The following is a 21,911-nucleotide window of genomic DNA, read 5'->3' as shown; positions in this document are numbered from 1 at the left end:
TCCAGCGCACAGGCACAGGCTGTTATCGCATTCCGTCGAGTGGCACAGAGGCCTTATGGAAAAAGCGGGAGGAAAGGGGTTCTCATTGGCCAGGAGGCTCTATACATCGCGAATCCTGGGGGTGGCCCTGGGATTGGTGTGCGTGAGCGCGGCGATGTATCCACTCGATCCGGCGCCCTGGGTCTGGGGTTTCATGTGGTTCAATGGCCTGGTCTGGCCGCACGTGGCTTATCAATGGGCGCGCCGGGCCAGAAAGCCTTATCACGCCGAACACCGCAATCTGCTGATCGATGCCTTTCTCGGCGGCTTCTGGATTGCCGCGATGCATTTCAATCCACTGCCCAGCGCAACCACCATTTCCATGATGGCCATGAACAACGTGGCCATCGGCGGCATGCGCTTCCTGTTGGCCGGGACGGCCGCGCAAGTGCTGGGCATTGGAGTCGGTTTGCAGATTTTCGCCCCGGCGTTCATTCCAGCGACCAGCCCGCTGCAGCTCTATGCCTGTTTGCCCTTGCTGTGCCTGTATCCGTTGGCGCTGGGCTGGATCTGCTTCCGCCAGGCCCATACCCTCGGCCGTCAGAAGCGTGAACTGCTGGCACTGAGCCGCACCGACAGCCTGACGGGCCTGTTCAACCATGGCACCTGGAAGGACCAGCTGGAAGTCGAGTTCCAGCGTTGCAAACGCCAGCAAAAAGGCGGGGCGATTGCCCTGATCGACATCGACCATTTCAAGGCCATCAACGACACCTACGGCCATGTTGCCGGTGATATCGTCCTGCGTCAGTTGAGCAAAATGCTCAAGCAGAACCTGCGAGCGACCGATGTGGCCGGGCGCTACGGCGGTGACGAGTTCTGCGTGATCCTTCCGGACCTGCCCCTGAACCGCGCCGCGGTGGTCATGGAGGCCCTGCGTGATCGCTTCGCCACCTTGGGTTACGAGCAGAGTCCGGCACTGAAAGTCAGCCTGAGCATTGGCCTGGCGTCATACGACCCGGCGCACACCGACGCGACGCTTTGGCTCAACGACGCCGATCATGCGCTATACGAAGCCAAGACCACCGGGCGTAACCGCGTGATCTGTTGCGGCAATGGCAAACCCCATCGCGAACTGCTCGACTCGGCGTGACCTGTGGGAGCGGGCTTGCCCGCGAAGGCGCAGTGTCAGGCGGCATGGATGTTGGCTGTGATGGCCTCTTCGCGAGCAGGCTCGCTCCCACAAATGATCACGGGTGGAGGCAAATGATGTGCTCACTGCAGATCCCCTGTGGGAGCGGGCTTGCTCGCGAAGGCGGTGTATCGGGTTAAACCGTTATTCCTTCACGCTCATGAATTCTTCCGCATAGCGGATGTATTCCTCCGGTTGCGTGTAGGTGTGAGTCAGCTCGGTCGCGCTCAGGTCCGAGGTCTGGGTGAGGATCTGGCGTTGTTCGCGCAGGCTGTCGTAGGTCGCCTTGATCGCGGCGAAGTAGGCGCCATGGCCGTCGATGGTCACACGCACACCCAGTTCGGCCAGGCGCTTGTCGTCGCGCAGCAGCGGGTTGCCGTAGGTCACCAGCATCAGCGGTACGCTCAGGTGCTCGGCGATCTGCTCCAGATGGTCGAAGTCCTTGACGCCCACCATGCAGATCCCGTCGGCCCCGGCTTGCTGGTATTGCCGGGTGCGGCTGATGATTTCCTGCACCGGCAGAATCCCGGCGTGGGTGCGGGCGATGATCGCCATTTCCTTATCGCAGCGGGCTTCCAGCGCCGCGCGGATCTTGCCGACACCTTCGGCGACCGTGATCAGGTCGGTGGATTTGCGGCCGAACTGCGCGGGCAGCAGGGTGTCTTCGATGGTCAGCGCGGCGACGCCGGCCCGCTCGAGTTCGACGATGGTGCGCATGACGTTGAGCGCGTTGCCGTAGCCGTGATCGGCATCGGCAATCACCGGCAACTGGGCGACACGACCGATGCGGGTGGCCTGTTCAGCGAACTCGCTGAGGGTGATCAGAGCAAAGTCGGGGGCGCCCAGCACCTGCAGCGAAGCAACCGAGCCACCCAGGATCCCGACTTCGAAGCCCAGGTCGGCGGCGATGCGCGCCGACATCGGGTCGAACACCGAGGCCGTGTGGTAGCAGGTGTTGGAGGCGAACAGTTGGCGAAAATTGCGGCGCAAATCTTGATGGGAAAGCCTGGACATATGAGTTCCACCAATGGAATGGAAGGGCTTGAGCAAAAGTGTCAACGCCGAAGAAATAAAAGGCTATCACGCGCGCAGGGGGAGAATGATGACGAATTTGCCGGGTAAGCCGGATTGACGCCTGAGACAGGAAGCTGATAGGTCACGCCGCTGCGGCCTGTTGCCGCTGGTTGAGCAGCGGCACGGCGCGCACCGAGTCGCCGGGCTGCAGCTGCAAACGCTTGGCGGTCAGGCGATCGACCACCAGGCTGTTGCCCGCCAGGCGGGCCGGGACGCAGGTAATGCGGCAGTTTTCCAAGCGACGGTTGTGAATCAGCCAGAGCAAATCGTTAGCGTCCAGCGAGCCGATGGCCAGTTGCAGCGGTCGGCTGTCGCACACGGTGCGGATACCGGAAACCGGGGCCTCGATGACCGGTCCGCCGTCGAAGATATCGATATGGCCGTTGTGGGCAAAACCTTCGGCGCTGAGGATTTTCAGGGCCGGTTCGGTGTTCGGGTGGGCCTTGCCGATCACCGCCTGGGCCTGTTCGGTGAGCAGGCAGGTGTACAGCGGCTGGCGTGGCATGAGTTCGGCGATGAACGATTTGTTGCCCAGCCCGGACAAGTGATCGGCATGGCTGAAATCCATCTTGAAAAAATGCCGGCCAAGGCTGTCCCAGAACGGTGAGCCGCCTCGTTCGTCGGTACTGCCGCGTAATTCGGCGATCAGCCGGTTGCCGAACAGCTGCGTGAACTCGGCCACGAACAACAAACGCCCGAGCGAAAGCAAACGGCCGTTGCTTCCCTGGCGCTGATCGGGGCGCAGGTACAACGAGCAGACTTCCGATTGCCCGGTCAATTCGTTGCTCAGGAACAGGGTCGGGATCTGGCGCTGGATACCCAGGTCCGCGCAAGCACTGACCGTCAGCCCGACCCGGTAGTTGTACCAGGGCTCGCGCAGGCCGATTCCACCCTTCAGGGCGCTGACGCCCACCACTTGCTGCTCGTCGTCCTCGAGCACGAACAGGTAATCGGCATCGGCCCGATCGACCTGGCCGGCGAAGGTGCGTTGGGCCCAACGGATCCGGTAGGCCAGGCGTTCTTCATCGGCCGGCAGGCTGGTGAGTCCGGGGCTGGCCTGACGCACCAGCGTGAACAAGGCAGGCAGGTCGGTGATCTGGACCGGACGGACAATCATGCGGCTGTTCCTTGTTCATGGGTGTTCGGGCGTTGGCGTTGACCCAGGCGGGCACTCACAGGGCGATCAGCCTGACCGGGCTGCCTTCGGTGACCTTCAACGCCGTGCACATGGCCGCGTCCAGCGTAACGGGTTGCCCGGCGATGTAATCAAGATCGGCGACAATGGCCCGATAATCCGTCAAGGACTCGTTGCTCACCAGAAAGCTGCCCCGGGCATCGTTCACCGGGCCAGGCTGCGTGAGGCCGCACTGGCTGTGGGCGATGGACCGAATGCCCGCGGTGCGCGCATAGAGCGTCGGGCCGCCATCGAACAGATCGATGTAGCTGTTGGTTTCGAAGCCTTCACGCTCGAGGATATCGAAGGCCTCCTGGCCATCGGGGTGGATGCTGCCGATGCAGTCTTGTGCCGCTTTAGGCAGCATGGGCACGTAAATCGGATACTGCGGCATCAGTTCGGCAAGAAAGGTGCGGCTCTGCAGGCCGCAAAGCCGTTCGGCCTCGACGTAGGGCAGGTCGAAGAAATGCTTGCCCACGGCATCCCAGAATGGCGAGTGCCCTTCATCACTGCTGTAGCCGACGATTTCGGTGATCACCGTTGCGGAAAACCGCCCGGGATGGGCCGCGATGAACAACAGGCGCGCCCGCGACAGCAGTTCGGAATGGGCGGTGCGTACCCGTGCGGCATCGATATGGAAGCCGCGCAGCAAGGTGTGGCCACTGAGGTCGTGACACAACGACAAGGCCGGTACACCGTGCTCGATGTTCAGTTCCCGCGAGGCGCTGGTGAAGTGCCGGTTGCGCAGGCTGTAGAACGGCTCGTCGTACCCCGCCGTGGCGAGGATTTCCGAGCAGCCGACCAGGTGCTGCGTCGTCGGGTCTTCGAGGACAAAGAAATAATTTTCCGGGCCATGACCCTCGACGTCTTTCTCGAACGAGGCGCAGGAATCGAGAATTTTTTCGCGCAACCGTTCGCTATCGTCAGGCAGGGATGTGACGCCCACCAGGCTTTCACGAGCCAGCTTCTGCAACCTTGGCAGGTCGGCCAACTCGACTGGACGCAAGACCAGCATGGAGATACTCCTGTATCAAACGATCCGGCGGTTTGAGCCGAACCTGACTATCACTGTCGGTTTTTCCACACATTTATTCGGTGGCCATCTGATCGTTGTCAGGCGCCACACTTTTTCTTGTCAGATGCTTGCCGGGGTTGCCTGCATTAAACGAGGAACGGACGGTTCGGCCGCTGGCGTTGCCGGGCCTGGCACATTGATCGGGTATTGGAGAAAGGGCATCCGGGCTCCTGCTGGATGAGCGTGGCACATGTTTTAACAGTCCGTTGAAAAGAGTATTTAATTATCGCGTGCTGCCTGTCTAGTTAATTTTCGCGTGGTCCGGCCGTGCCAGAAAATGGGGTGAAGTGCCTGTAGCAAGGGGCTACGCCGATGTCGCAAAGTCTTGTAGGCCATTGCCTTTATTGCAGTCAGCGATAACGGAAAACCTGCCAGGACATGCCTGACGGAGCCCGCTTCAAACAGGAAAATTAAACGCCCCCAAGGCCTGATGCCGATCAGTCAAGGGGCGGCCAGCGCTGATCAACCTGTGGCGAGGGAGCTTGCTCCCGTTGGACTGCGCAGCAGGCCCATTTATTGGAGCCGCTTCGCTGCCCAGCGGGAGCAAGCTCCCTCGCCACAGGTCAGTGTCACTCTTAACTGATCGGCTTACCCCAAGGCCTGCTTTCTTGCGGCACAATTGCGCGATGGCGCTCCCCCTGACGCCGTTGTTCCTTTCCATCCCTGGAGTGATTGCCGGTGCAGGCGACCCGTTTAACCCTGATTTGTCACGCTCGAACCGTCGCACAGAAACTGGCGCGTTTTCCATTGGACGAACCTCTGGAGATGGATTGGCAAGCGCTCAGGCTTTCCCGTTGCAATCAGTTCAAGGGCGTTCCACGTCTTGTCTGCGGTCCGGAACTGCGCACCCGGCAAACCGCTGAACTGTTCGGCAGCGCGGCGCAGATTGTCGATGCATTGAAAGATTGCGACTTCGGGCGTTGGCGGGGTGAGCGCATCGGCGCTCTGCAAAAAAACGACCCCGGGGCGCTCGAGCATTGGCTGGAAGATCCGGCTTCGGCACCCCACGGTGGCGAGTCGCTGGTGCAATTGGGCGAACGGGTGGGGGCGTGGTTGACCGCATTGCAGTCGACACCCGGACACATCGTTGCCATTACCCATCCCTTTGTCATTCGCGCCGCACTGACGCAGGTGTTGCAGAGTGCGGCGTCCAACATGATCGACGTCGAACCCCTGTCGGCGGTGGAACTGAGGTTCCATGGCCGCTGGCGGTTGCGCTTGCCGGGCACCGACCCCGAGGACCTGCTGTGATGAAAAGACTCCTGGTCATCGGCATCGGCGCCGGCAATCCCGACTACCTCACGATGCAAGCGGTGAAGGCGCTGAATCAGGTCGATGTTTTTTTCCTCATGGACAAGGGTGAGAGCAAAGACAAGCTCATCGACTTGCGGCGCGCAATCTGCGAACGCTACATCACCGACCACGCTTACCGTTTTGTCCAGGCCCACAGCCCCGAGCGCGAGCGCGGTGAGGTGGACTACAGGAGCAGTGTCGACGACTTGAACCTGGCCAAACAGCAGACCTTCGAACGCCTGATCAATGAAGAATTGTCCGACGACCAATGTGGTGGTTTCCTGGTGTGGGGCGACCCTGCGCTGTACGACAGCACAATCCGTATCCTTCAGGCGATCCAGGCCTCGGGCGCCTGTGGGTTCGAGTTCGAGGTGATCCCCGGCATTACCAGCGTCCAGGCCCTGGCGGCACAGCACAAGGTGGCGCTCAACCAGATTGGCTGCTCCGTTGAAATCACCACGGGCCGGCGGTTGGCGGCAGGGCAGGTGAGCGATGCCGACAGCCTGGTGGTGATGCTCGATGCTCAGGATGCCTACCATCAGGTGGCGGATCAGGACACCGAGATTTACTGGGGGGCCTATCTGGGGACGCCGGATGAAATCCTGATCAGCGGCAAACTCAAGGATGTGGCGGATGAAATCGAACGGGTGCGCAAGGCAGCGCGGCTGGCCAATGGCTGGATCATGGATACCTATCTGTTGCGCAAGCCTTGATCAGTCGGTGACCGGGCTGACGCCTTCGCGGGCAAGTCGGATCGCCGCACCGCCGCTCCCACAGGTTTTGTGTTGTTCACACCATCCATGTGGGAGCGGGCTTGCTCGCGAAGGGGCCCTTGAGAACACCTCAAAAACCAGCACTGCCCCCGCGCCCAAACCGCTCCCGATACACCGAAGGCGGCACGCCAACCACGGTGCGAAAGGCCACCCGGAAGCTTTCCACCGAGCGATAACCGCAACGTTCGGCAATCTGCTCGGTGTTCTGGTCGCTGCTTTCCAGCAGTTCGCGGGCGCGTCCCAGACGTTGCTGCTGCAACCAGGTTTTCGGTGACTGGCCGCTGGCTTCGGTGAAGCGACGCAGGAAGGTGCGTTCGCTCATGGCGGCTTCGCTGGCCAGGTCGCGCACTTCCAGCGGTTCGTGCAAGCGCTCACGTGCCCACTGCATGACGCGGGAAAGATCGCTGCGCGGTGTAGGACTGACCGGCGTCGGAATGAATTGCGCCTGGCCGCCGCTGCGTTGCGGCGACATGACCAGGCGCCGGGCCACGGAATTGGCCACTTGCGTGCCGAAATCCCGGGCCACCAGATGCAGGCAGGCATCGATGCCGGCCGCGCTGCCGGCGGAGGTGATCAATTGGCCGGAATCGACATACAGCACGTCCGGGTCCACCCGGATGCCGGGAAACCGCTCGGCCAGTTCCGAGGTGTAGCGCCAGTGCGTGGTCGCACCATGCCCGTCGAGCAATCCGGTGGCGGCGAGGACGAACACCCCGGAGCAGATCGACAGTAACCGTGCGCCCCGCGCATGGGCCTGGCGCAGGGCGTCGATCAGCTCTGCGGGGACCGTGGCGCTGCGGTCGCGCCAGCCGGGAATGATGATGGTGCGGGCGTCGGCGAGCAATTCCAGGCCGCCGTCGGCCAGAACCTGGATGCCGCCCATGGCACGCATCGGGCCTTGATCGACGGCGACGATACGATGTTCGTACCACGGGAAATCGAACTCGGGGCGTGGCAGGCCGAAGATCTCCACGGCGATGCCGAACTCGAATGTGCAGAGGCCGTCGTAGGCCAGAATCGCGACCATGGCCGGGTTGGGATGCATTTGGCGGAAAATTCCCGATCGGTGTCTTGTGCGCCACTGTAGCCGCAAGTGCCGGGCGGATAAAGTCTTCCCACACCCACCGCCTCTTTGGAGTACAGCCCATGACCAGTCTGGTTCGCGAAATTCCCGCCGCCCCATCGGCCATCGCCCTGATGCATTTCAGCAATCGTCTGACGTTCGAAACCGATTGTTCCGACGTCTACGGCAGCCAGCAGGCTGGCGAAATCGATTTCATTCTGGTGGATGTGCGTGGTCCGCTGGCGTTCGAACGCGGGCATGTACCGGGAGCGATCAACATTCCCGCGCGCTTGTTGACCGCCGAAGGTTTGGCCGGTTATCCGAAAAACACGTTGTTCGTGGTCTATTGCGCCGGGCCTCACTGCAACGGCGCCAACAAGGCCGCGGTGAAGCTGGCGGCCTTGGGTTATCCGGTCAAGGAGATGATCGGCGGCGTGACCGGGTGGCTGGATGAGGGGTTTGAGTTGAGTGTCACGGAGCCGCGGCTGGCCCGTGAAGTGATCGGTTGCGAATGCTGACCTTCAAACACTGTTGATCTTTGTGGCGAGGGAGCTTGCTCCCGCTGGGTCGCGTAGCGACCCCAAAAACTGCGTCTGCTGCGCAGCCGAGCGGGAGCAAGCTCCCTCGCCACAGGAATGTGCTTTGATATGGATCAGTGTTCGTTAGCGGCCGCCCACCACTCATCGAGTGTCGCCTCCAGCCACACGGCCATCGCTGCGTAATCCGCACCGTCCTGCACCCCCCGTGGCAATGGCGACTCCTCACCAAAATGCGCATTGAGCACGGCCACCGACCCGGCGTTCCACTCCGGATGAAACTGCAACCCCAGCCGTGCCGGCCCGGCGCGGTACATCTGCTGCACACAGTGCGCGCTGCTGGCCAACAGTTGCGCGCCGGGCGGCAGGTCGATGGCGTCTTCGTGCCACTCGAGTACCTTCAGCGCTTGCCCATCGATAAAGCTCACCGTGGTCCATCCGGTTTCGCTCCGGTCCATGCGCCGTACATTGCCGCCCAGACTCAACGCCAGCAACTGAGCCCCCAGGCAGATGGCGAACACGGCCCCGCCCAGATCCAGACTGCCTTTGAGCCATTGCCGTTCGGCCGCAAGCCAGGCCGGGCCGGCATTGGATTCATAAGGCCCGCCCAGCAGGATCACCGGATCGGCGCTGACGGGCGGCAATTGCCCCAGGTCGGCGCGAAACACCTTCAGCGTCAGCCCTCGGGACTCGGCCCAAAAGGCGATGGCACCCGGGCCTTCGGCAGGATGGTGCTGGATCAGGTTCAACGTGGGCATCGGGCTACTCTCGATGGGACGCAAGGGCGCCCAATGTGCCGTAAAACATCCGGTATCGCCAGCCGGCCCGTTGCCTCGGATGGCGCCGAAAAGCCTGTAGGTCTGGTCTGAAAATGCGATCTGTCCGACAGACGTTGCGCCGTCATGGCGAATCCACCGCAATGACTCGATCCCGGCGCCACTTTTTTATAAATATTTGTCGCCTTGGCGTAATTTACCCTCCTGTAGCCGCTCTAGACTGCCGGCCACTTCGGTTCCGCTCACAAAGCAAGGACCGAACGCTGCCAATCGAAGCTGCCAATAAAAGCCTCCGCACACAGGAGTTATAAATGAAGAAGCTAGTGATGTTCGGTGCCCTGGCACTGTCGATGTTGTCCCTGACCGCCGTGGCTGACGACGCCAAGCCGATCCGCATCGGCATCGAAGCCGGCTACCCGCCATTTTCGATGAAAACCCCTGACGGCAAACTCACCGGTTTCGACGTGGACATCGGCGATGCCTTGTGCGAGCAGATGAAGGCCAAGTGCACCTGGGTCGAGCAAGAGTTCGACGGCCTGATCCCTGCGCTGAAGGTCAAGAAAATCGACGCGATCCTGTCGTCCATGACCATCACTGACGACCGCAAGAAGAACGTCGATTTCACCATCAAGTACTACCACACCCCGGCGCGCTTCGTGATGAAGGAAGGCAGCGACGTCAAGGACCCGCTGACCGAACTCAAGGGCAAGAAAGTCGGTGTTCTGCGTGCCAGTACCCACGACCGCTTCGCCACTGAAGTGCTGCAACCGGCGGGGATTGTCCTGGTGCGCTACGGCTCCCAGCAGGAAGCCAACCTGGACATGGTCTCCGGTCGCATCGACGCGCTGCTGGCCGACTCGGTCAACCTGGACGACGGTTTCCTGAAAACAGACGCCGGTAAAGGTTTTGCCTTCGTCGGCCCTGAGTACAACGATCCGAAGTACTTCGGTGGCGGCGCCGGCATTGCCGTGCGCAAGGGCGATACCGCCCTGGCCGAGCAGTTCAACAAAGCCATCACCGAGATCCGCGCCAACGGCAAGTACAAGCAAGTGCAGGACAAGTACTTCAAGTTTGACGTTTACGGCGAGTAATCCAGCCGTTTGGAAAAGTGGCAACCGTCAGACGCGGTTGCCATTTTTTTTGTGCAATCCTTTTCAGCACAAAGATCCCTGTGGGAGCGGGCTTGCTCGCGAAGGCGTCGTGTCAGGCAGCATGGATGTTGAATGTATCGACGCCTTCGCGAGCAAGCCCGCTCCCACAGGTGATTTCGCCGTTCAATATTCGGAGTTCCCATGCAACGCATCGACCACAAACTGCCCTGGAGCCACCTGGGCACTGAGCGCACCCTCAGCGTATTTCGTTATGGCGCGGGGCCGCGCAAGGTGTACATCCAGGCCAGCCTGCATGCCGACGAATTGCCGGGCATGCGCACGGCCTGGGAGTTGAAGAAACGCCTGACCGAACTTGAGCAACAGGGACAGTTGAACGGTGTGATCGAACTGGTGCCGGTGGCCAATCCCATTGGCCTCGACCAGCACCTGCAAGGCAGCCACATGGGGCGTTTCGAGCTGGGCAGCGGCAGGAACTTCAACCGCTCGTTCGTCGAACTCAGCGCGCCGGTGGCCGAGCGGGTCGGTGATCGCCTCGGCAGCGATGCCCAGGCCAATATCGCGTTGATTCGCCAGACCATGGGCCAGGTGCTCGACGACTTGCCGGCAGCGACATCACAGTTGGAAGCCATGCACCGCCTGTTGCTGCGCCATGCCTGCGACGCCGACATCACCCTCGACCTGCATTGCGATTTCGAAGCGGCGATCCACATTTATGCGTTGCCGCAGCACTGGCCACAATGGCGATCCCTGGCGGCGCGCTTGCAGGCTGGCGTGGCGCTGTTGTGTGAGGACTCCGGCGGCAGCTCGTTCGACGAGTCCTGTTCTTCGCCCTGGTTGCGCCTGGCCCGGGCATTCCCGGCGGCGGCGATTCCACCGGCCAACCTGGCGACCACGCTGGAGCTGGGCAGCATGGGGGACACTCGGGTCGACCAGGCCCGGGCCAATTGCGAGGCCATTCTCGGCTTCCTCGCCGAGCAGGGTTTCATCTGCGGCACCTGGCCGGCGGCACCGGTCGACTGCTGTGAAGGCATGCCGTTCGAAGGCACCCAATACCTGTTCGCACCGCATCACGGCGTGGTCAGTTTCCTGCGTGAAGCCGGGGAATGGGTAGAGAAGGGCGATGCGCTGTTCGAGGTGGTCGACCCGTTGAACGACAAGGTCACCACCGTGCAGGCCGGCACCAGTGGCGTGCTGTTCGCCATCGATCGTGGGCGCTACACCCAGCCAGGCACCTGGCAGGCGAAAGTCGCCGGGCGTGAGCCGATTCGGGTGGGGAAGCTGATCAACGACTGAGCCGGGAATTTTCTTTGTCTGTACTGGCCTCTTCGCGGGCAAGCCCGCTCCCACAGGTTTTGTGAACGCCACAGGTCCAGTGTGGGAGCGGGCTTGCTCGCGAAGGCGGCATCAGCCACACCCGAGATGTTCCTGCCTACTGCACAGTGTTAGGCTCTTGCGCGAATCCTGCATTCCGTGAAGGAAGACCCATGTTGAAGGTTCTCGCGCTGCTCACGCTGTTGGCATCCACTGCCGTCCACGCCCAAACCCCGCTGCAAACCGACCTGCCACTCAAGTACCTGGCGCAGGCCACCACCGATTCGAACCCTCAGCCCCTGGTGATTTTCCTTCACGGTTACGGCAGTAACGAACAGGACCTGTTCGACATCAAGGACGACTTGCCCGCGTCCTACACCTACCTGTCGGTGCGGGCACCTTTGGTGATGGAGGCGGGCAGTTATCAGTGGTTCCGCAAGAAGGGCGAAGGGGCCTACAACGGCGAGACCGATGATCTGAAGACCAGCGGACAGGTGTTGCTGGATTTCGTCACACAGGCCGCGAAGAAATATCACACCGAGCCCGAGAAGGTGTTCCTGATCGGTTTCAGCCAGGGCGCGATCATGTCTTACGAAGTGGGCTTGCGGCACCCCGAAGCGCTCGGCGGGATCGCGGCGCTGAGCGGGCGGATTCTGCCGGTGCTCAAGGCCGAACTCAAACCGGATGAAAAGCGCCAGTCGCTGGCGATTTTCATTGGTCATGGCGAGCAGGACAAACGTCTTCCCTACAGCGACGGCACTGAAGCCAACAGCCTGTTGCAGAGCGTGTCACTCGAACCCGAGTTTCACGGCTACCCCGGTGTTGGCCACAGCATCAGCGCCGAAGAGATCCAGGACTTGAGCGCCTGGTTGCAGCGTCTTAACCCCTGAGCCTTATTTTCCGCTGACGATCTGTTTGATCAGGGTTTCATGGGCCGCCATGTCGCCAGGGCGGGAAATCACCTGGATCACCGCCATGCGGGTGCCGGAGGCGGCCATCAGCGTGGTGGTGAGGGTCATGCCACCGCCTTGCGTGGCCGTGCCGTCGATCTGGCGCAGGCCCAGCCCGGATTTCTGGGTCAGGGTTTTCTCGCTGAGCTTGTTGTAGTCGGGCAGGGACTTGTGTTGCGCCGCATCGAAGTCGGCCACGGTGCCGTCGAGGAACCCGCCGTCGTTGTCCTTGACGCTGATACCGTTGGGCAGGGTGTTTTCAGCGGCAATCACCACGGTCTTGGTGGTTTCATTGCTGTACAGGGTGCCGCTGGCACCGTCCGGGCTGGCGGGCAGCGGGTTGGCGATGAAACCCTTGGGCAGGTTGAAGGTGAACTTGCTGCCGAGCATCGAGACTTTCTGCGCTGGCGCGTCGCTGGAAGTGGCCTTGGCGGCCTGCGCATTCAAAGCCCCCAGGCCGGTAGCGGCTGCCAGCAGCAGGACAAGGGCTTTTTTACTCAACAAAGACATCGGAATCTCCAGGGATGGGCGCGCGGTGGGGCGCGATCATCCCACGGAGGTTGTGCTGCATTCCAGCGTGCTCTACCGAGCGGTCACTTGCGGTGAGGTCGCTTTCCTGTGGCATTCTTTCCGACGTACCTCATCGAACGTGTTTCGGTGCTTTGACGGTTCCTCCAGCGCCCGTCGTCGGGCCAACCGGCCGCGCCAGCAGACGCTTTGTCACCCCCAGCATGGCCACCGACACCGCGACGCCCAGGACAAAAGCGTTCATTCCCATCGTCGGCAGGGTCAGCGCCAACACCAGGCAGAAGGCGGCGAACGAGTACATGCCGGTGGCGGTGGCGCGCAGCAACGCGGCGGTAAAGGCCGGGCCACGGGTTTGCTGGGAGAACACCGCCATCACGCTGCCCAATACCGGGAACACCGCCAGCAAACCGCTCCAGCGGTCGCCGACGGTGCTGGCCAGCAGCGTCACGACCAAGGTGAGCAATGCACCGGCCACCATGCGCAGCACAAGCTTGTCGGATTTCGGCCCCGGGCCACTGAGCACCGGTTGCACGGCGGGGAACAGATTAGGCGCGGCGAGCAGCGCGGTCGCGGCGGCGCACAGCGAAAACGCCAGGGACCCCGGGATCAGCGCCAGGACAACCGCCACCAGCGCCCAGACCGACAGCGAGATCAGCAACGCCAATGGCCATCCGGCCCGTTGTGCGACCTGGGCGTAGGTCACGCAAAACGCAATCATCGCGAACATGGCTGACAGCGCCGCCGTGGCCGACTGCGCAGCGAACGCCTGGCCTTGCTCAAGGGCAAGGAACAGCAGGATCGGTCCGACTACCACCGGCAATCCCGACAGCCAACCGGCCACGCTCGGTCCCCAGCGTTTGCCAGCCAGGGAAATCAGCAGCAGGAAGCCTGGGATTACCAGCAGTTTGAGGATCAACACGCGCATGTCTCCGACCTGTGTGAGGTGGCAACGGTAACATTACATCGGCTGGATTGCTTTAACTGTATGCGGATTTTGTATACATGCAGGCTTCTGAATTTGTACGAAAGGATTTTTTGCGCCTGCGTTTCCTGGGCATCTGCGAGGAGGCCAGCCTGCCATGCGTGATGTGAAAGAACTGCAGTTCGCCCGGGCATTTTTTGCCATCTGGCTCGATCCGCGCACCAGAAATCAGTGGGGCGGACAGTGGGTTGATTCTGCAGTTCTTGGGGTGACTCCTCGGGCCTCTTCGCGAGCAAGCCCGCTCCCACAATTGTCCAGACGAGCGCGGTCCACTGTGGGAGCGGGCTTGCTCGCGAAGAACGATGACGCGGTCCAACTGAAAAAACGCAGGCAAAAAAGAACCCGGTGCGACTTGCATCGCACCGGGTGTTTGTCCAGACAGCGACGGATCTTCGTGGGTCCCCGCGCCGTCTGTTGAACGCTTTAAGCCCGTTCGAGCGCCAGTGCCACGCCTTGACCGCCACCGATGCACAGGGTGGCGAGGCCTTTTTTGGCATCACGCTTGAGCATTTCATGCAGCAAGGTCACCAGCACGCGGCAACCCGAAGCACCGATCGGATGGCCCAGGGCGATGGCGCCGCCGTTGACGTTGACCTTGTTCAAGTCCCATTCCAGGTCCTTGGCCACCGCCAAAGATTGCGCGGCGAAGGCTTCGTTGGCTTCGATCAGGTCCAACTGGTCGATGTTCCAGCCGGCCTTGTCCAGGCAACGACGGGTGGCCGACACCGGGCCGATGCCCATGATCGCCGGGTCAACGCCTGCGTTGGCGTAGGCCGCGATTGTTGCCAGTACCGGCAGGCCCAGGGCCTTGGCCTTGTCGGCGCTCATCAGGATCACGGCGGCGGCACCGTCGTTCAGCGACGAAGCGTTGCCGGCGCTCACCGAACCGTCCTTCTTGAAGGCCGGCTTGAGTTTGCCCAGGGATTCGGCGGTGGTGCCGGCCCGTGGCTGCTCGTCGGTGGCGAAGGACAGCGGATCGCCCTTGCGCTGCGGGATCAGGATCGGGGTGATTTCATCGACGAAGCGCCCGGCTTCGATGGCGGCTACGGCTTTCTGTTGCGAGGCGGCGGCGAACGCGTCCTGCTGCTCGCGAGTCAGGCTGTACTTCTCGGCCAGGTTCTCGGCGGTGATACCCATGTGGTAGTCGTTGAACGCGTCCCACAGGCCATCGCTGATCATGGTGTCGACGATCTGCGCGTGGCCCATGCGCAGGCCGGTGCGCGCGCCGGGCATGACGTAGTTGGCCAGGCTCATGTTTTCCTGGCCGCCGGCGATGATCACCTCGGCATCACCGCAGCGAATCGCCTGGGCGCCCAGGTGCAGGGCCTTGAGGCCCGAACCGCAGACCTTGTTCAGGGTCATGGCCGGTACGGCGAAGGGCAGGCCGGCCTTGATCGCGGCCTGGCGCGCAGGGTTCTGCCCGGCGCCGGCGGTCAGCACCTGACCCATGATCACTTCATCGACTTCGGCCGGGTCCAGGCCGGTTTGCGCCATCAACTGGCGGATCACCGCAGCGCCCAGGTCAACGGCAGAAACATTGGCCAGGGAACCCTGGAAACTGCCGATCGCGGTGCGCGTGGCGGCAACAATGACGACTTCTTGCATGGAATGATTCCTCACTGGGCAGCGAACTGCATTTCCGGAACGTGGTCCGGGACGATCAGTTTACCAGCGGTCTTGGCGACGATTTCCTCGACACTGACGCCAGGTGCGCGTTCCTTGAGGACAAATGCGCCATTTTCGATTTCCAGGTAGGCGAGGTCGGTCAGCACGCGCTTGATGCAACCGGCGCCGGTCAGCGGCAGGCTGCATTGCGACAGGAGCTTGGACTCACCGTCCTTGGACGCGTGGGTCATGATGACGATGATGTTGTCTGCGCCGGCCACCAGGTCCATCGCGCCGCCCATGCCCTTGACCAGCTTGCCGGGGATCATCCACGAGGCGATGTTGCCTTGCACGTCCACTTCGAAGGCACCGAGCACGGTCAGGTCGACATGACCACCGCGGATCATCGCGAAGGACTCGGCCGAGGAAAAGATCGAGGCGCCGATGCGCGCGGTCACCGTTTGTTTGCCGGCGTTGATCATGTCGGCATCGATGGTTTCTTCAGTCGGGAACGGACCCATGCCCAGCAGGCCGTTTTCCGACTGCAGCATGACTTCCATGCCTTCAGGGATGTAGTTGGCGACCAGGGTCGGAATGCCGATGCCCAGGTTCACGTAGAAGCCGTCCTGCATTTCGCGGGCGACGCGTTGAGCCATTTGTTCGCGGGAAAGTGCCATTGTCGTTATTCCTTCATTCGGTCCGGGGGCAGGGGATCACTTACGCACGGTGCGCTGTTCGATGCGCTTCTCGAACGTGCCGCAGATGATCCGGTCGACGTAGATGCCAGGGGTGTGGATCTGCGCCGGGTCCAGCTCGCCGGGTTCGACGATTTCCTCGACTTCGACCACGGTGATCTTGCCGGCGGTGGCGGCCAGCGGGTTGAAGTTCTGGGCGGTGTGGCGATAGATCACGTTACCGAAATGGTCGGCTTTCCAGCCTTTGACGATGGCGAAGTCGCCGGTGATGGACTCTTCCATCAGGTACTTGCGGCCATGGAATTCACGCACTTCCTTGCCTTCGGCAACCGGAGTGCCCACGCCGGTGGCGGTGAAGAAGGCCGGAATGCCGGCGCCGCCCGCGCGCATTTTCTCGGCGAGGGTGCCTTGCGGGGTCAGGATGACTTCGATTTCGCCCTTGAGCAGCTGCTCTTCGAACAGCTTGTTTTCGCCGACGTAGGACGCCACCACTTTGCTGATCTGGCGGTCGGTCAGCAGTACGCCGAGGCCGAAACCGTCGACGCCGCAGTTGTTGGAGACCACGGTGAGGTCGCGTGTGCCCTTGCGCTTGATCTCGGCGATCAGGTTTTCCGGGATGCCGCACAGGCCGAAGCCGCCAGCGATCACGGTCATGCCGTCTTCAAGACCTGCCAACGCTTGCTCGTAGGAACTCACGCGCTTGTCGAAACCTGCCATATGCACCTCTTTTATTCTTTGTGGGCGGCTGGCTAGCCGAATGGGATGGAGTGTCTCGCCGAAGCATTCATTTGTTAAGTTGATTTTTACGGTTGATTAATAGATAAAACTCAACAAACCGCTGCTTTCTTGCAGCTCCAGGCTTGTAGCTTACAACTGGAAGCGAAGCGAACATGACCATTAAGCAGATCCGCGCCTTTCTCGCCGTGGCCCAGAGCCTGAGCTTTGCCGTGGCCTGTGAACGCCTGCACCTGTCGCAATCGGCCCTGAGCCTGACCATCAAGGCGCTGGAAGAGGGCCTCGGCGGACGCCTGTTCACCCGCAACACGCGCAACGTGGCGCTCACTGCCGAAGGCGAAGCCCTGGTGCCGCTGGCGCGCCGGCTGATCGCCGACTGGGACAATGTCGAGGACGAACTGCGTCAACGCTTCACCCTGCAGCGCGGTCGCGTGACCCTGGCAGCCATGCCATCGTTCGCTGGCAACCTGCTGCCGCCGATCCTCAAGACCTTCCGCGCCCGCTACCCGAACGTCAACGTGACGGTCAATGACGTGATCAACGAGCAGGTGCTGGAAATGGTCCGTGACCGCCAGGTTGAACTGGGGGTGGCGTTCGAGCCGACCCAGAGTTCGCCGCTGCAATTCACGCCGTTGTACATCGATCGATTCGTGGCGGTAGTGCCCCTGGATTCAGCGCTGGCCGAACTCGATGACATCGATTGGCGGACCCTGCTCAAGGAGCCGTTCATTACCTTGCAGCGACCTTCCACCGTGCGGGTGATGCTTGAAGAGCACCTGCAGGCCCGCGGCATGAAGCTGTCGGTGGAGTTTGAAAGCCATCAACTGGCGACGGTCGGACGCATGGTCGCCAGCGGCCTGGGCGTGAGCGCAGTGCCGGCCTTGTGTGCCGGGCAGATGCGTGAGCTGGGCGCGCGCTGCATTACCTTGCGCGATCCGGTGGTGGAGCGGGCGCTTGGTGTGTTGACGTTGCCCGGGGGGGAGCTGTCGGCGGCGGCGCAGGCGTTGTTTGATGTGCTGAAGGAGGAAAAATTTGGGGAAAAGCTTCTCTGACATGAGCGCCGCTCCCACAGGGTGTTGTGTTGATCAGGAAGTCAGGCGTTGGGCCAATAGGGGCAACAGATGCTCGCACGACCCCTCGATCTTCATATCCAGAATGTCATCCGCCCGGGTCTTGCCCAGGTTGATCGCGATCAACGGCTTGCCCTGATCCACCACCGCCCGGCACAAGCGAAACGCCGAATAGGCCATCAACGAAGACCCGATCACCAACAACCCGGCCGCCTGTTCAACGGCCGCCATCGCCTTGGCCGCCGTGGCTTGCGCGACGTTTTCACCAAAAAACACCACATCCGGCTTCATCCGTTCCCCGGCGCAATGCGGGCAATGCGGGACCTGGAATCGTGCCTCGAAGGCCGCGTCGAGCAGGGTGTCGCCATCCGGCGCCTGTACCGCGTCGACGCCGGCCAGGTAGGGGTTGCGGGTTTCCATCAAGCGCTGGATCGAGTCGCGCTCGCAAAGCCTGCCGCAATCGAGGCACAACACCCGGTGCAAACTGCCGTGGAGTTCGATCACGTCATGGCTGCCGGCCTGGTCGTGCAGGGTGTCGACGTTCTGGGTGATCAACCCGCTGATCTGTCGCGTGCCCTGCAGCCGGGCCAGGCTGTCGTGGGCCACGTTCGGCTGCGCCAGGCGCACCCGTGGCCAGCCGAGCATCGCCCGCGCCCAATAGCGGCGCCGGGACGCCGGGGCGGAGAGAAACTCCTGGTACATCATCGGCTGCCGGCCCCGCCGCACGCCTTGGTTGTCGCGATAATCGGGGATGCCCGACGGTGTGCTGATGCCGGCACCGGTCAGCACTGCAAACGGCGCGTCGGCCATGCGTTGATGGAGGCGGTGGAGTTGTTCGTGGATCAGGCTGTCGAGCATGCTGGAAAACCTGTAGGAGCGAGCCTGCTCGCGATGGTCGTCAACGATAACACTGTAAGCCTGACACCCCGCGGCGTGCTCGCGCTTTTCGCGAGCAAGCTCGCTCCTACAGAGGGGGTGGCGGGGGTTATTTACGCGCCTCCAGAATCAGGTTGAACGGCGTCTCCGTAGCCCGACGGAAACTCGAGAACCCGGCCTCGGTGAACACCTTGCGCAACCGCGCTTCACCGGCCTGGGCACCCAGCCCGAGGCCGACTTCCTGGGACAGCGAGTTCGGCGTGCATATGAAGGTCGAGGCGGCGTAGAACAGGCGTCCGACCGGGTTGAGGTTGTCGTCGAGCAAGTCGTTGGCGTAGGGCTCGACCAGCAGCACCGTGCCGTCCTCCTTCAACGATTCATAGGCATGTCTGGCCGCGCCCACCGGGTCGCCCATGTCGTGCAGGCAGTCGAAGTAGCAGACCAGGTCATAGTCGTTGCCGGGGTAGCTTTTTGCCGTGCCCTGGAAGAATTTGGCCCGGCCGGACACACCGCCTTCTTCGGCCCGTTGGGTGGCGACGGTAATGGAGGGCGCGTGGTAGTCGAAGCCGACGAAGCGCGAATCGGGAAATGCCTGGGCCATGATCACCGTCGAGGCGCCATGACCGCAGCCGATGTCCGCCACTTTGGCCCCGGCTTCCAGTTTGGCCACCACGCCGTCGAGGGCCGGCAACCATTCGGCGATCAAATGGGCTTTGTAGCCGGGGCGGAAGAAACGCTCGGTGCCGCTGAACATGCACGGATGGTGTTCGCCCCAGGGCAGGGCGCCGTTACCGCGCATGGCGTTGACCAGCTTGTCCTTGTCGTGGAAAAACGACGCGACCACGCCGATACCCCCGGCGATGTAGACCGGAGAGTCTTCGATGGCCAGGGCCAGGGCTTGCTCTTCGGGCAGGCGGAACTGGCCGTCGCGGTGTTCCATGTAGCCGGAGGCGGCGTGGGCGCTGAGCCATTCGCGTAGCAGCCGGGTGTTGCAGCCGGTTTTCTCGGCAAGGGTTTCGGGGGTGATGGGTTGGCTGTCGGCCATCGCCCGGTACAGGCCGAGCTCTTCGCCGAGGATGACGTTGGCGAGCATCGCCGCGCCGCCCATGTCATTCACCAGTTTGCCCATGAAATCGTTGAGTCTGGCCTCGTCCATCACGTGTGCTCCTTTGGCAGGATCACGGTCCAGAGGCATCGTTTGGCGAGGCATGCGCCGCTGGGCGGTGGTCGTGGAAATGTGCAGGGCACCAAGCGGGTCCTGTGTGCATTAAGTCTAGTCCGGGGCGTGTGTACTGCTGTCTGGAGCGACGAAAGTCCTCATGATTGACACTAAACCCCTGTGGGAGCGGGCTTGCTCGCGAAAGCGGTGGCTCGGCCAACATCGCTTCTGAATGTGCCGGCCTCTTCGCGGGCAAGCCCGTTCCCACAGGATCAGCGGAGCCTGCAAGGATCGTGTGTATCCCACTGTATCCAGACCCCTTCTTGACACAGTGACCTCTTATTCCGCCCCCAGCCGAACACAGTCCCGATACACCCCTTCGATTAACTGTGCCTCATGGCGGGCACCTGCCCGCGCCCTTGGACACAGGCGAGATCGATACCATGCAGACATCCATTCCCCCCGTAGCCAAGGCCAGCGCCGGGCTTGGCCTGCGTCGCGGTTTACTCAAAGACCTGCAAGCGGCCCCGGCCGGTCATTTCGATTTTCTGGAGCTCGCGCCGGAAAACTGGATCGGCATCGGCGGCGCCCATGGCGCGGCGCTGCGGGCACTGGCCGAGCGTTATCCGTTGTCCTGTCACGGGCTGTCCCTGTCCCTGGGCGGGCCGTCGCCGCTGGACGTCGGTTTTTTGCAGGAAGTCCGGGGTTTTCTCGATCACTACCACGTGCCGCTGTACAGCGAGCATTTGAGCTATTGCAGCGATGACGGTCACCTGTACGACCTGTTGCCGCTGCCGTTCACCGAAGAAGCGGTGCACCACGTCGCCGCGCGTATCCGCCAGGCCCAGGACATCCTCGGTCGGCGCCTGGCGGTGGAAAACGTCTCTTACTACGCCGCCCCCCAACAGGACATGGACGAGGTGACGTTCACCAATGCGGTGTTGCGCGAGGCTGACTGCGACCTGTTGCTGGACGTCAACAACGTCTACGTCAACTCGATCAACCACGGTTTCGATCCCCAGGCGTTTCTCGCCGGTATCGATGCGGGACGGGTGGTGGCCATGCATATCGCCGGGCATTTCGATGAGTCCGATACCTTGAAAATCGATACCCATGGCGCTTCGGTGAAACCGGCGGTGTGGTCGTTGCTGGCCCAGGCCTACGCCCGGTTCGGTGCGCAGCCGACCTTGCTGGAGCGCGATTTCAATTTTCCGGCATTCGCCGAACTGGTGGCGGAACTGCAGACCATTCGCCACCTGCAACAGGAGGGGATGAACCGTGGATAAGTCGAGCCTTGTGCAGCAACAAACCACCCTGGGCCTGTACCTGCGCGACCCTGGACACAACGCGCCACCCACCGAAATGGACCCGGCGCGGGCACAGGTTTACCGCGATCTGGTGTTCGCCAACCTGTCTTCATTGCTCAGTGGCACCTTTCCGGTCCTGGTGAAGATTCTGGGCGATGAACACTGGCGTTCGCTGGTGCGGATTTTTCTGCGGGACTACCGAGCCCGCACACCGAAATTCGGTGAGATCGCCCAGGAGTTTGTCGAGTTTCTTGCCAGTGAACCGCTGGCGTTGGCCGATGGTTCGTGGCCACCGTTCATGGTGGAACTGGCGCATTACGAGTGGGTGGAAATGGCGCTGCAACAGTCCGACGCCGAGCCTGTGGCTGCCGGTGATGCGGCGTTGCTGCTGGATCGGACCTTGCAGGTGTCGCCGCTGGCCTGGCCGTTGGCGTATGCCTGGCCGGTGCAACGGGTGGGGCCGGATTACCAGCCGGACGTTTTACCGGCTCAGCCGACGTTGTTGCTGGTACGTCGCGCCGAGGACTGGGGTGTGAAGTTTTCCGAATTGAGTCCGTTGGCGTGGCGGTTGTTGCTGCTTGTTGGCGAGTATCCCGGGTTGACCGGGCTTGAGCTGTTGCAGGGGTTGGCGGTGGAGGCGGGGGCGGTG

Annotated in this window: 22 protein-coding genes; 10 read left to right on the top strand and 12 right to left on the bottom strand. The window is 62.1% G+C overall.

The window, feature by feature from the left end:
- The first annotated feature begins 55 nt into the window (after positions 1–55).
- The gene (locus AC3WN7_RS21920) at positions 56–1,129 is read left to right on the top strand and encodes a diguanylate cyclase (RefSeq protein WP_095967723.1); all 1,074 of its coding nucleotides are present in this window, start codon (positions 56–58) and stop codon (positions 1,127–1,129) included.
- Between the two features lie 183 nt (positions 1,130–1,312).
- On the opposite strand, the gene AC3WN7_RS21915 is transcribed toward AC3WN7_RS21920, so the two are convergent.
- From AC3WN7_RS21915 to AC3WN7_RS21905, 3 genes are all read right to left on the bottom strand, one after another.
- Positions 1,313–2,182 carry an isocitrate lyase/PEP mutase family protein gene (locus tag AC3WN7_RS21915; protein WP_007975765.1) on the bottom strand — a complete coding sequence of 290 codons (870 nt, stop codon included), beginning with the start codon at positions 2,180–2,182 and terminating at the stop codon, positions 1,313–1,315.
- Between the two features lie 142 nt (positions 2,183–2,324).
- Positions 2,325–3,359 carry an arginine N-succinyltransferase gene (gene astA, locus AC3WN7_RS21910; protein WP_102674903.1) on the bottom strand — a complete coding sequence of 345 codons (1,035 nt, stop codon included), beginning with the start codon at positions 3,357–3,359 and terminating at the stop codon, positions 2,325–2,327.
- 55 nt (positions 3,360–3,414) lie between these two features.
- On the bottom strand, positions 3,415–4,431 hold the full coding sequence (locus AC3WN7_RS21905) for an arginine N-succinyltransferase (RefSeq protein ID WP_102674904.1): 1,017 nt from the start codon (positions 4,429–4,431) through the stop codon (positions 3,415–3,417).
- A 738-nt stretch (positions 4,432–5,169) separates the two neighbouring features.
- On the opposite strand from AC3WN7_RS21905, the gene AC3WN7_RS21900 reads away from it, so the two are divergent.
- Both AC3WN7_RS21900 and cobF read left to right on the top strand, forming a co-directional pair.
- Entirely contained in the window at positions 5,170–5,742 is a 573-nt protein-coding gene (locus AC3WN7_RS21900) for a histidine phosphatase family protein (RefSeq protein ID WP_102674905.1), read from the top strand.
- Positions 5,742–6,497 (top strand): precorrin-6A synthase (deacetylating), encoded by a 756-nt coding sequence (gene cobF, locus AC3WN7_RS21895; protein WP_102674906.1) that lies wholly within the window; start codon positions 5,742–5,744, stop codon positions 6,495–6,497. The genes AC3WN7_RS21900 and cobF overlap by 1 nt, the downstream gene beginning before the upstream one ends.
- A gap of 130 nt (positions 6,498–6,627) precedes the next feature.
- Here the strand turns inward: cobF and ftrA are convergent, their stop codons facing one another.
- A complete protein-coding gene (ftrA, locus tag AC3WN7_RS21890; protein WP_102674907.1) occupies positions 6,628–7,602 on the bottom strand; it encodes a transcriptional regulator FtrA in 975 nt (324 codons plus the stop codon).
- Positions 7,603–7,703: 101 nt separating this feature from the next.
- Here ftrA and AC3WN7_RS21885 point away from each other — a divergent pair, with 101 nt between their 5' ends.
- Positions 7,704–8,138 (top strand): rhodanese-like domain-containing protein, encoded by a 435-nt coding sequence (locus AC3WN7_RS21885; protein ID WP_095967729.1) that lies wholly within the window; start codon positions 7,704–7,706, stop codon positions 8,136–8,138.
- 134 nt (positions 8,139–8,272) lie between these two features.
- Here AC3WN7_RS21885 and AC3WN7_RS21880 read toward each other — a convergent pair whose 3' ends face one another.
- Entirely contained in the window at positions 8,273–8,914 is a 642-nt protein-coding gene (locus AC3WN7_RS21880) for a type 1 glutamine amidotransferase (RefSeq protein ID WP_102674908.1), read from the bottom strand.
- A gap of 329 nt (positions 8,915–9,243) precedes the next feature.
- Here AC3WN7_RS21880 and AC3WN7_RS21875 point away from each other — a divergent pair, with 329 nt between their 5' ends.
- From AC3WN7_RS21875 to AC3WN7_RS21865, 3 genes are all read left to right on the top strand, one after another.
- On the top strand, positions 9,244–10,023 hold the full coding sequence (locus AC3WN7_RS21875) for an ABC transporter substrate-binding protein (protein WP_095967732.1): 780 nt from the start codon (positions 9,244–9,246) through the stop codon (positions 10,021–10,023).
- 201 nt (positions 10,024–10,224) lie between these two features.
- Positions 10,225–11,337 (top strand): succinylglutamate desuccinylase/aspartoacylase family protein, encoded by a 1,113-nt coding sequence (locus AC3WN7_RS21870; protein WP_102674909.1) that lies wholly within the window; start codon positions 10,225–10,227, stop codon positions 11,335–11,337.
- 191 nt (positions 11,338–11,528) lie between these two features.
- A complete protein-coding gene (locus AC3WN7_RS21865) occupies positions 11,529–12,245 on the top strand; it encodes an alpha/beta hydrolase (protein ID WP_102674910.1) in 717 nt (238 codons plus the stop codon).
- A 3-nt stretch (positions 12,246–12,248) separates the two neighbouring features.
- Here AC3WN7_RS21865 and AC3WN7_RS21860 read toward each other — a convergent pair whose 3' ends face one another.
- The 5 genes from AC3WN7_RS21860 to AC3WN7_RS21840 form a co-directional block, all read right to left on the bottom strand.
- Positions 12,249–12,815 carry a DcrB/PsbP domain-containing protein gene (locus tag AC3WN7_RS21860; RefSeq protein ID WP_102674911.1) on the bottom strand — a complete coding sequence of 189 codons (567 nt, stop codon included), beginning with the start codon at positions 12,813–12,815 and terminating at the stop codon, positions 12,249–12,251.
- A gap of 130 nt (positions 12,816–12,945) precedes the next feature.
- A complete protein-coding gene (locus AC3WN7_RS21855) occupies positions 12,946–13,752 on the bottom strand; it encodes a hypothetical protein (protein WP_102674920.1) in 807 nt (268 codons plus the stop codon).
- A gap of 486 nt (positions 13,753–14,238) precedes the next feature.
- Positions 14,239–15,420: an acetyl-CoA C-acetyltransferase gene (locus AC3WN7_RS21850; protein WP_095967736.1), complete on the bottom strand. Its 1,182-nt coding sequence runs from the start codon at positions 15,418–15,420 to the stop codon at positions 14,239–14,241.
- Between the two features lie 11 nt (positions 15,421–15,431).
- On the bottom strand, positions 15,432–16,097 hold the full coding sequence (locus tag AC3WN7_RS21845) for a CoA transferase subunit B (RefSeq protein ID WP_007975748.1): 666 nt from the start codon (positions 16,095–16,097) through the stop codon (positions 15,432–15,434).
- A gap of 36 nt (positions 16,098–16,133) precedes the next feature.
- Positions 16,134–16,832 carry a CoA transferase subunit A gene (locus tag AC3WN7_RS21840; protein WP_015094554.1) on the bottom strand — a complete coding sequence of 233 codons (699 nt, stop codon included), beginning with the start codon at positions 16,830–16,832 and terminating at the stop codon, positions 16,134–16,136.
- Between the two features lie 173 nt (positions 16,833–17,005).
- On the opposite strand from AC3WN7_RS21840, the gene AC3WN7_RS21835 reads away from it, so the two are divergent.
- Positions 17,006–17,902: a LysR family transcriptional regulator gene (locus AC3WN7_RS21835; RefSeq protein ID WP_095967737.1), complete on the top strand. Its 897-nt coding sequence runs from the start codon at positions 17,006–17,008 to the stop codon at positions 17,900–17,902.
- Between the two features lie 33 nt (positions 17,903–17,935).
- Here AC3WN7_RS21835 and AC3WN7_RS21830 read toward each other — a convergent pair whose 3' ends face one another.
- Together AC3WN7_RS21830 and AC3WN7_RS21825 are read right to left on the bottom strand one after the other, a co-directional pair.
- Complete coding sequence (locus tag AC3WN7_RS21830) at positions 17,936–18,778, bottom strand: NAD-dependent protein deacetylase (RefSeq protein ID WP_102674913.1); 843 nt, start codon at positions 18,776–18,778, stop codon at positions 17,936–17,938.
- A 127-nt stretch (positions 18,779–18,905) separates the two neighbouring features.
- Positions 18,906–19,952, bottom strand: a complete 1,047-nt coding sequence (locus AC3WN7_RS21825; protein WP_102674915.1) for a class I SAM-dependent methyltransferase — start codon at positions 19,950–19,952, stop codon at positions 18,906–18,908.
- Positions 19,953–20,398: 446 nt separating this feature from the next.
- On the opposite strand from AC3WN7_RS21825, the gene AC3WN7_RS21820 reads away from it, so the two are divergent.
- Together AC3WN7_RS21820 and AC3WN7_RS21815 are read left to right on the top strand one after the other, a co-directional pair.
- Positions 20,399–21,241 (top strand): HvfB family MNIO-type RiPP peptide maturase, encoded by an 843-nt coding sequence (locus AC3WN7_RS21820; protein WP_095967741.1) that lies wholly within the window; start codon positions 20,399–20,401, stop codon positions 21,239–21,241.
- The coding region (locus AC3WN7_RS21815) for an HvfC family RiPP maturation protein (protein WP_102674916.1) at positions 21,234–21,911 on the top strand (678 nt) is incomplete at its 3' end. The genes AC3WN7_RS21820 and AC3WN7_RS21815, both read left to right, overlap by 8 nt.

This window comes from Pseudomonas sp. FW305-70 (assembly GCF_058783925.1).
Note: the sequence above shows the minus strand (reverse complement) of the source record. Positions and strands in the feature narration are given on the sequence as shown.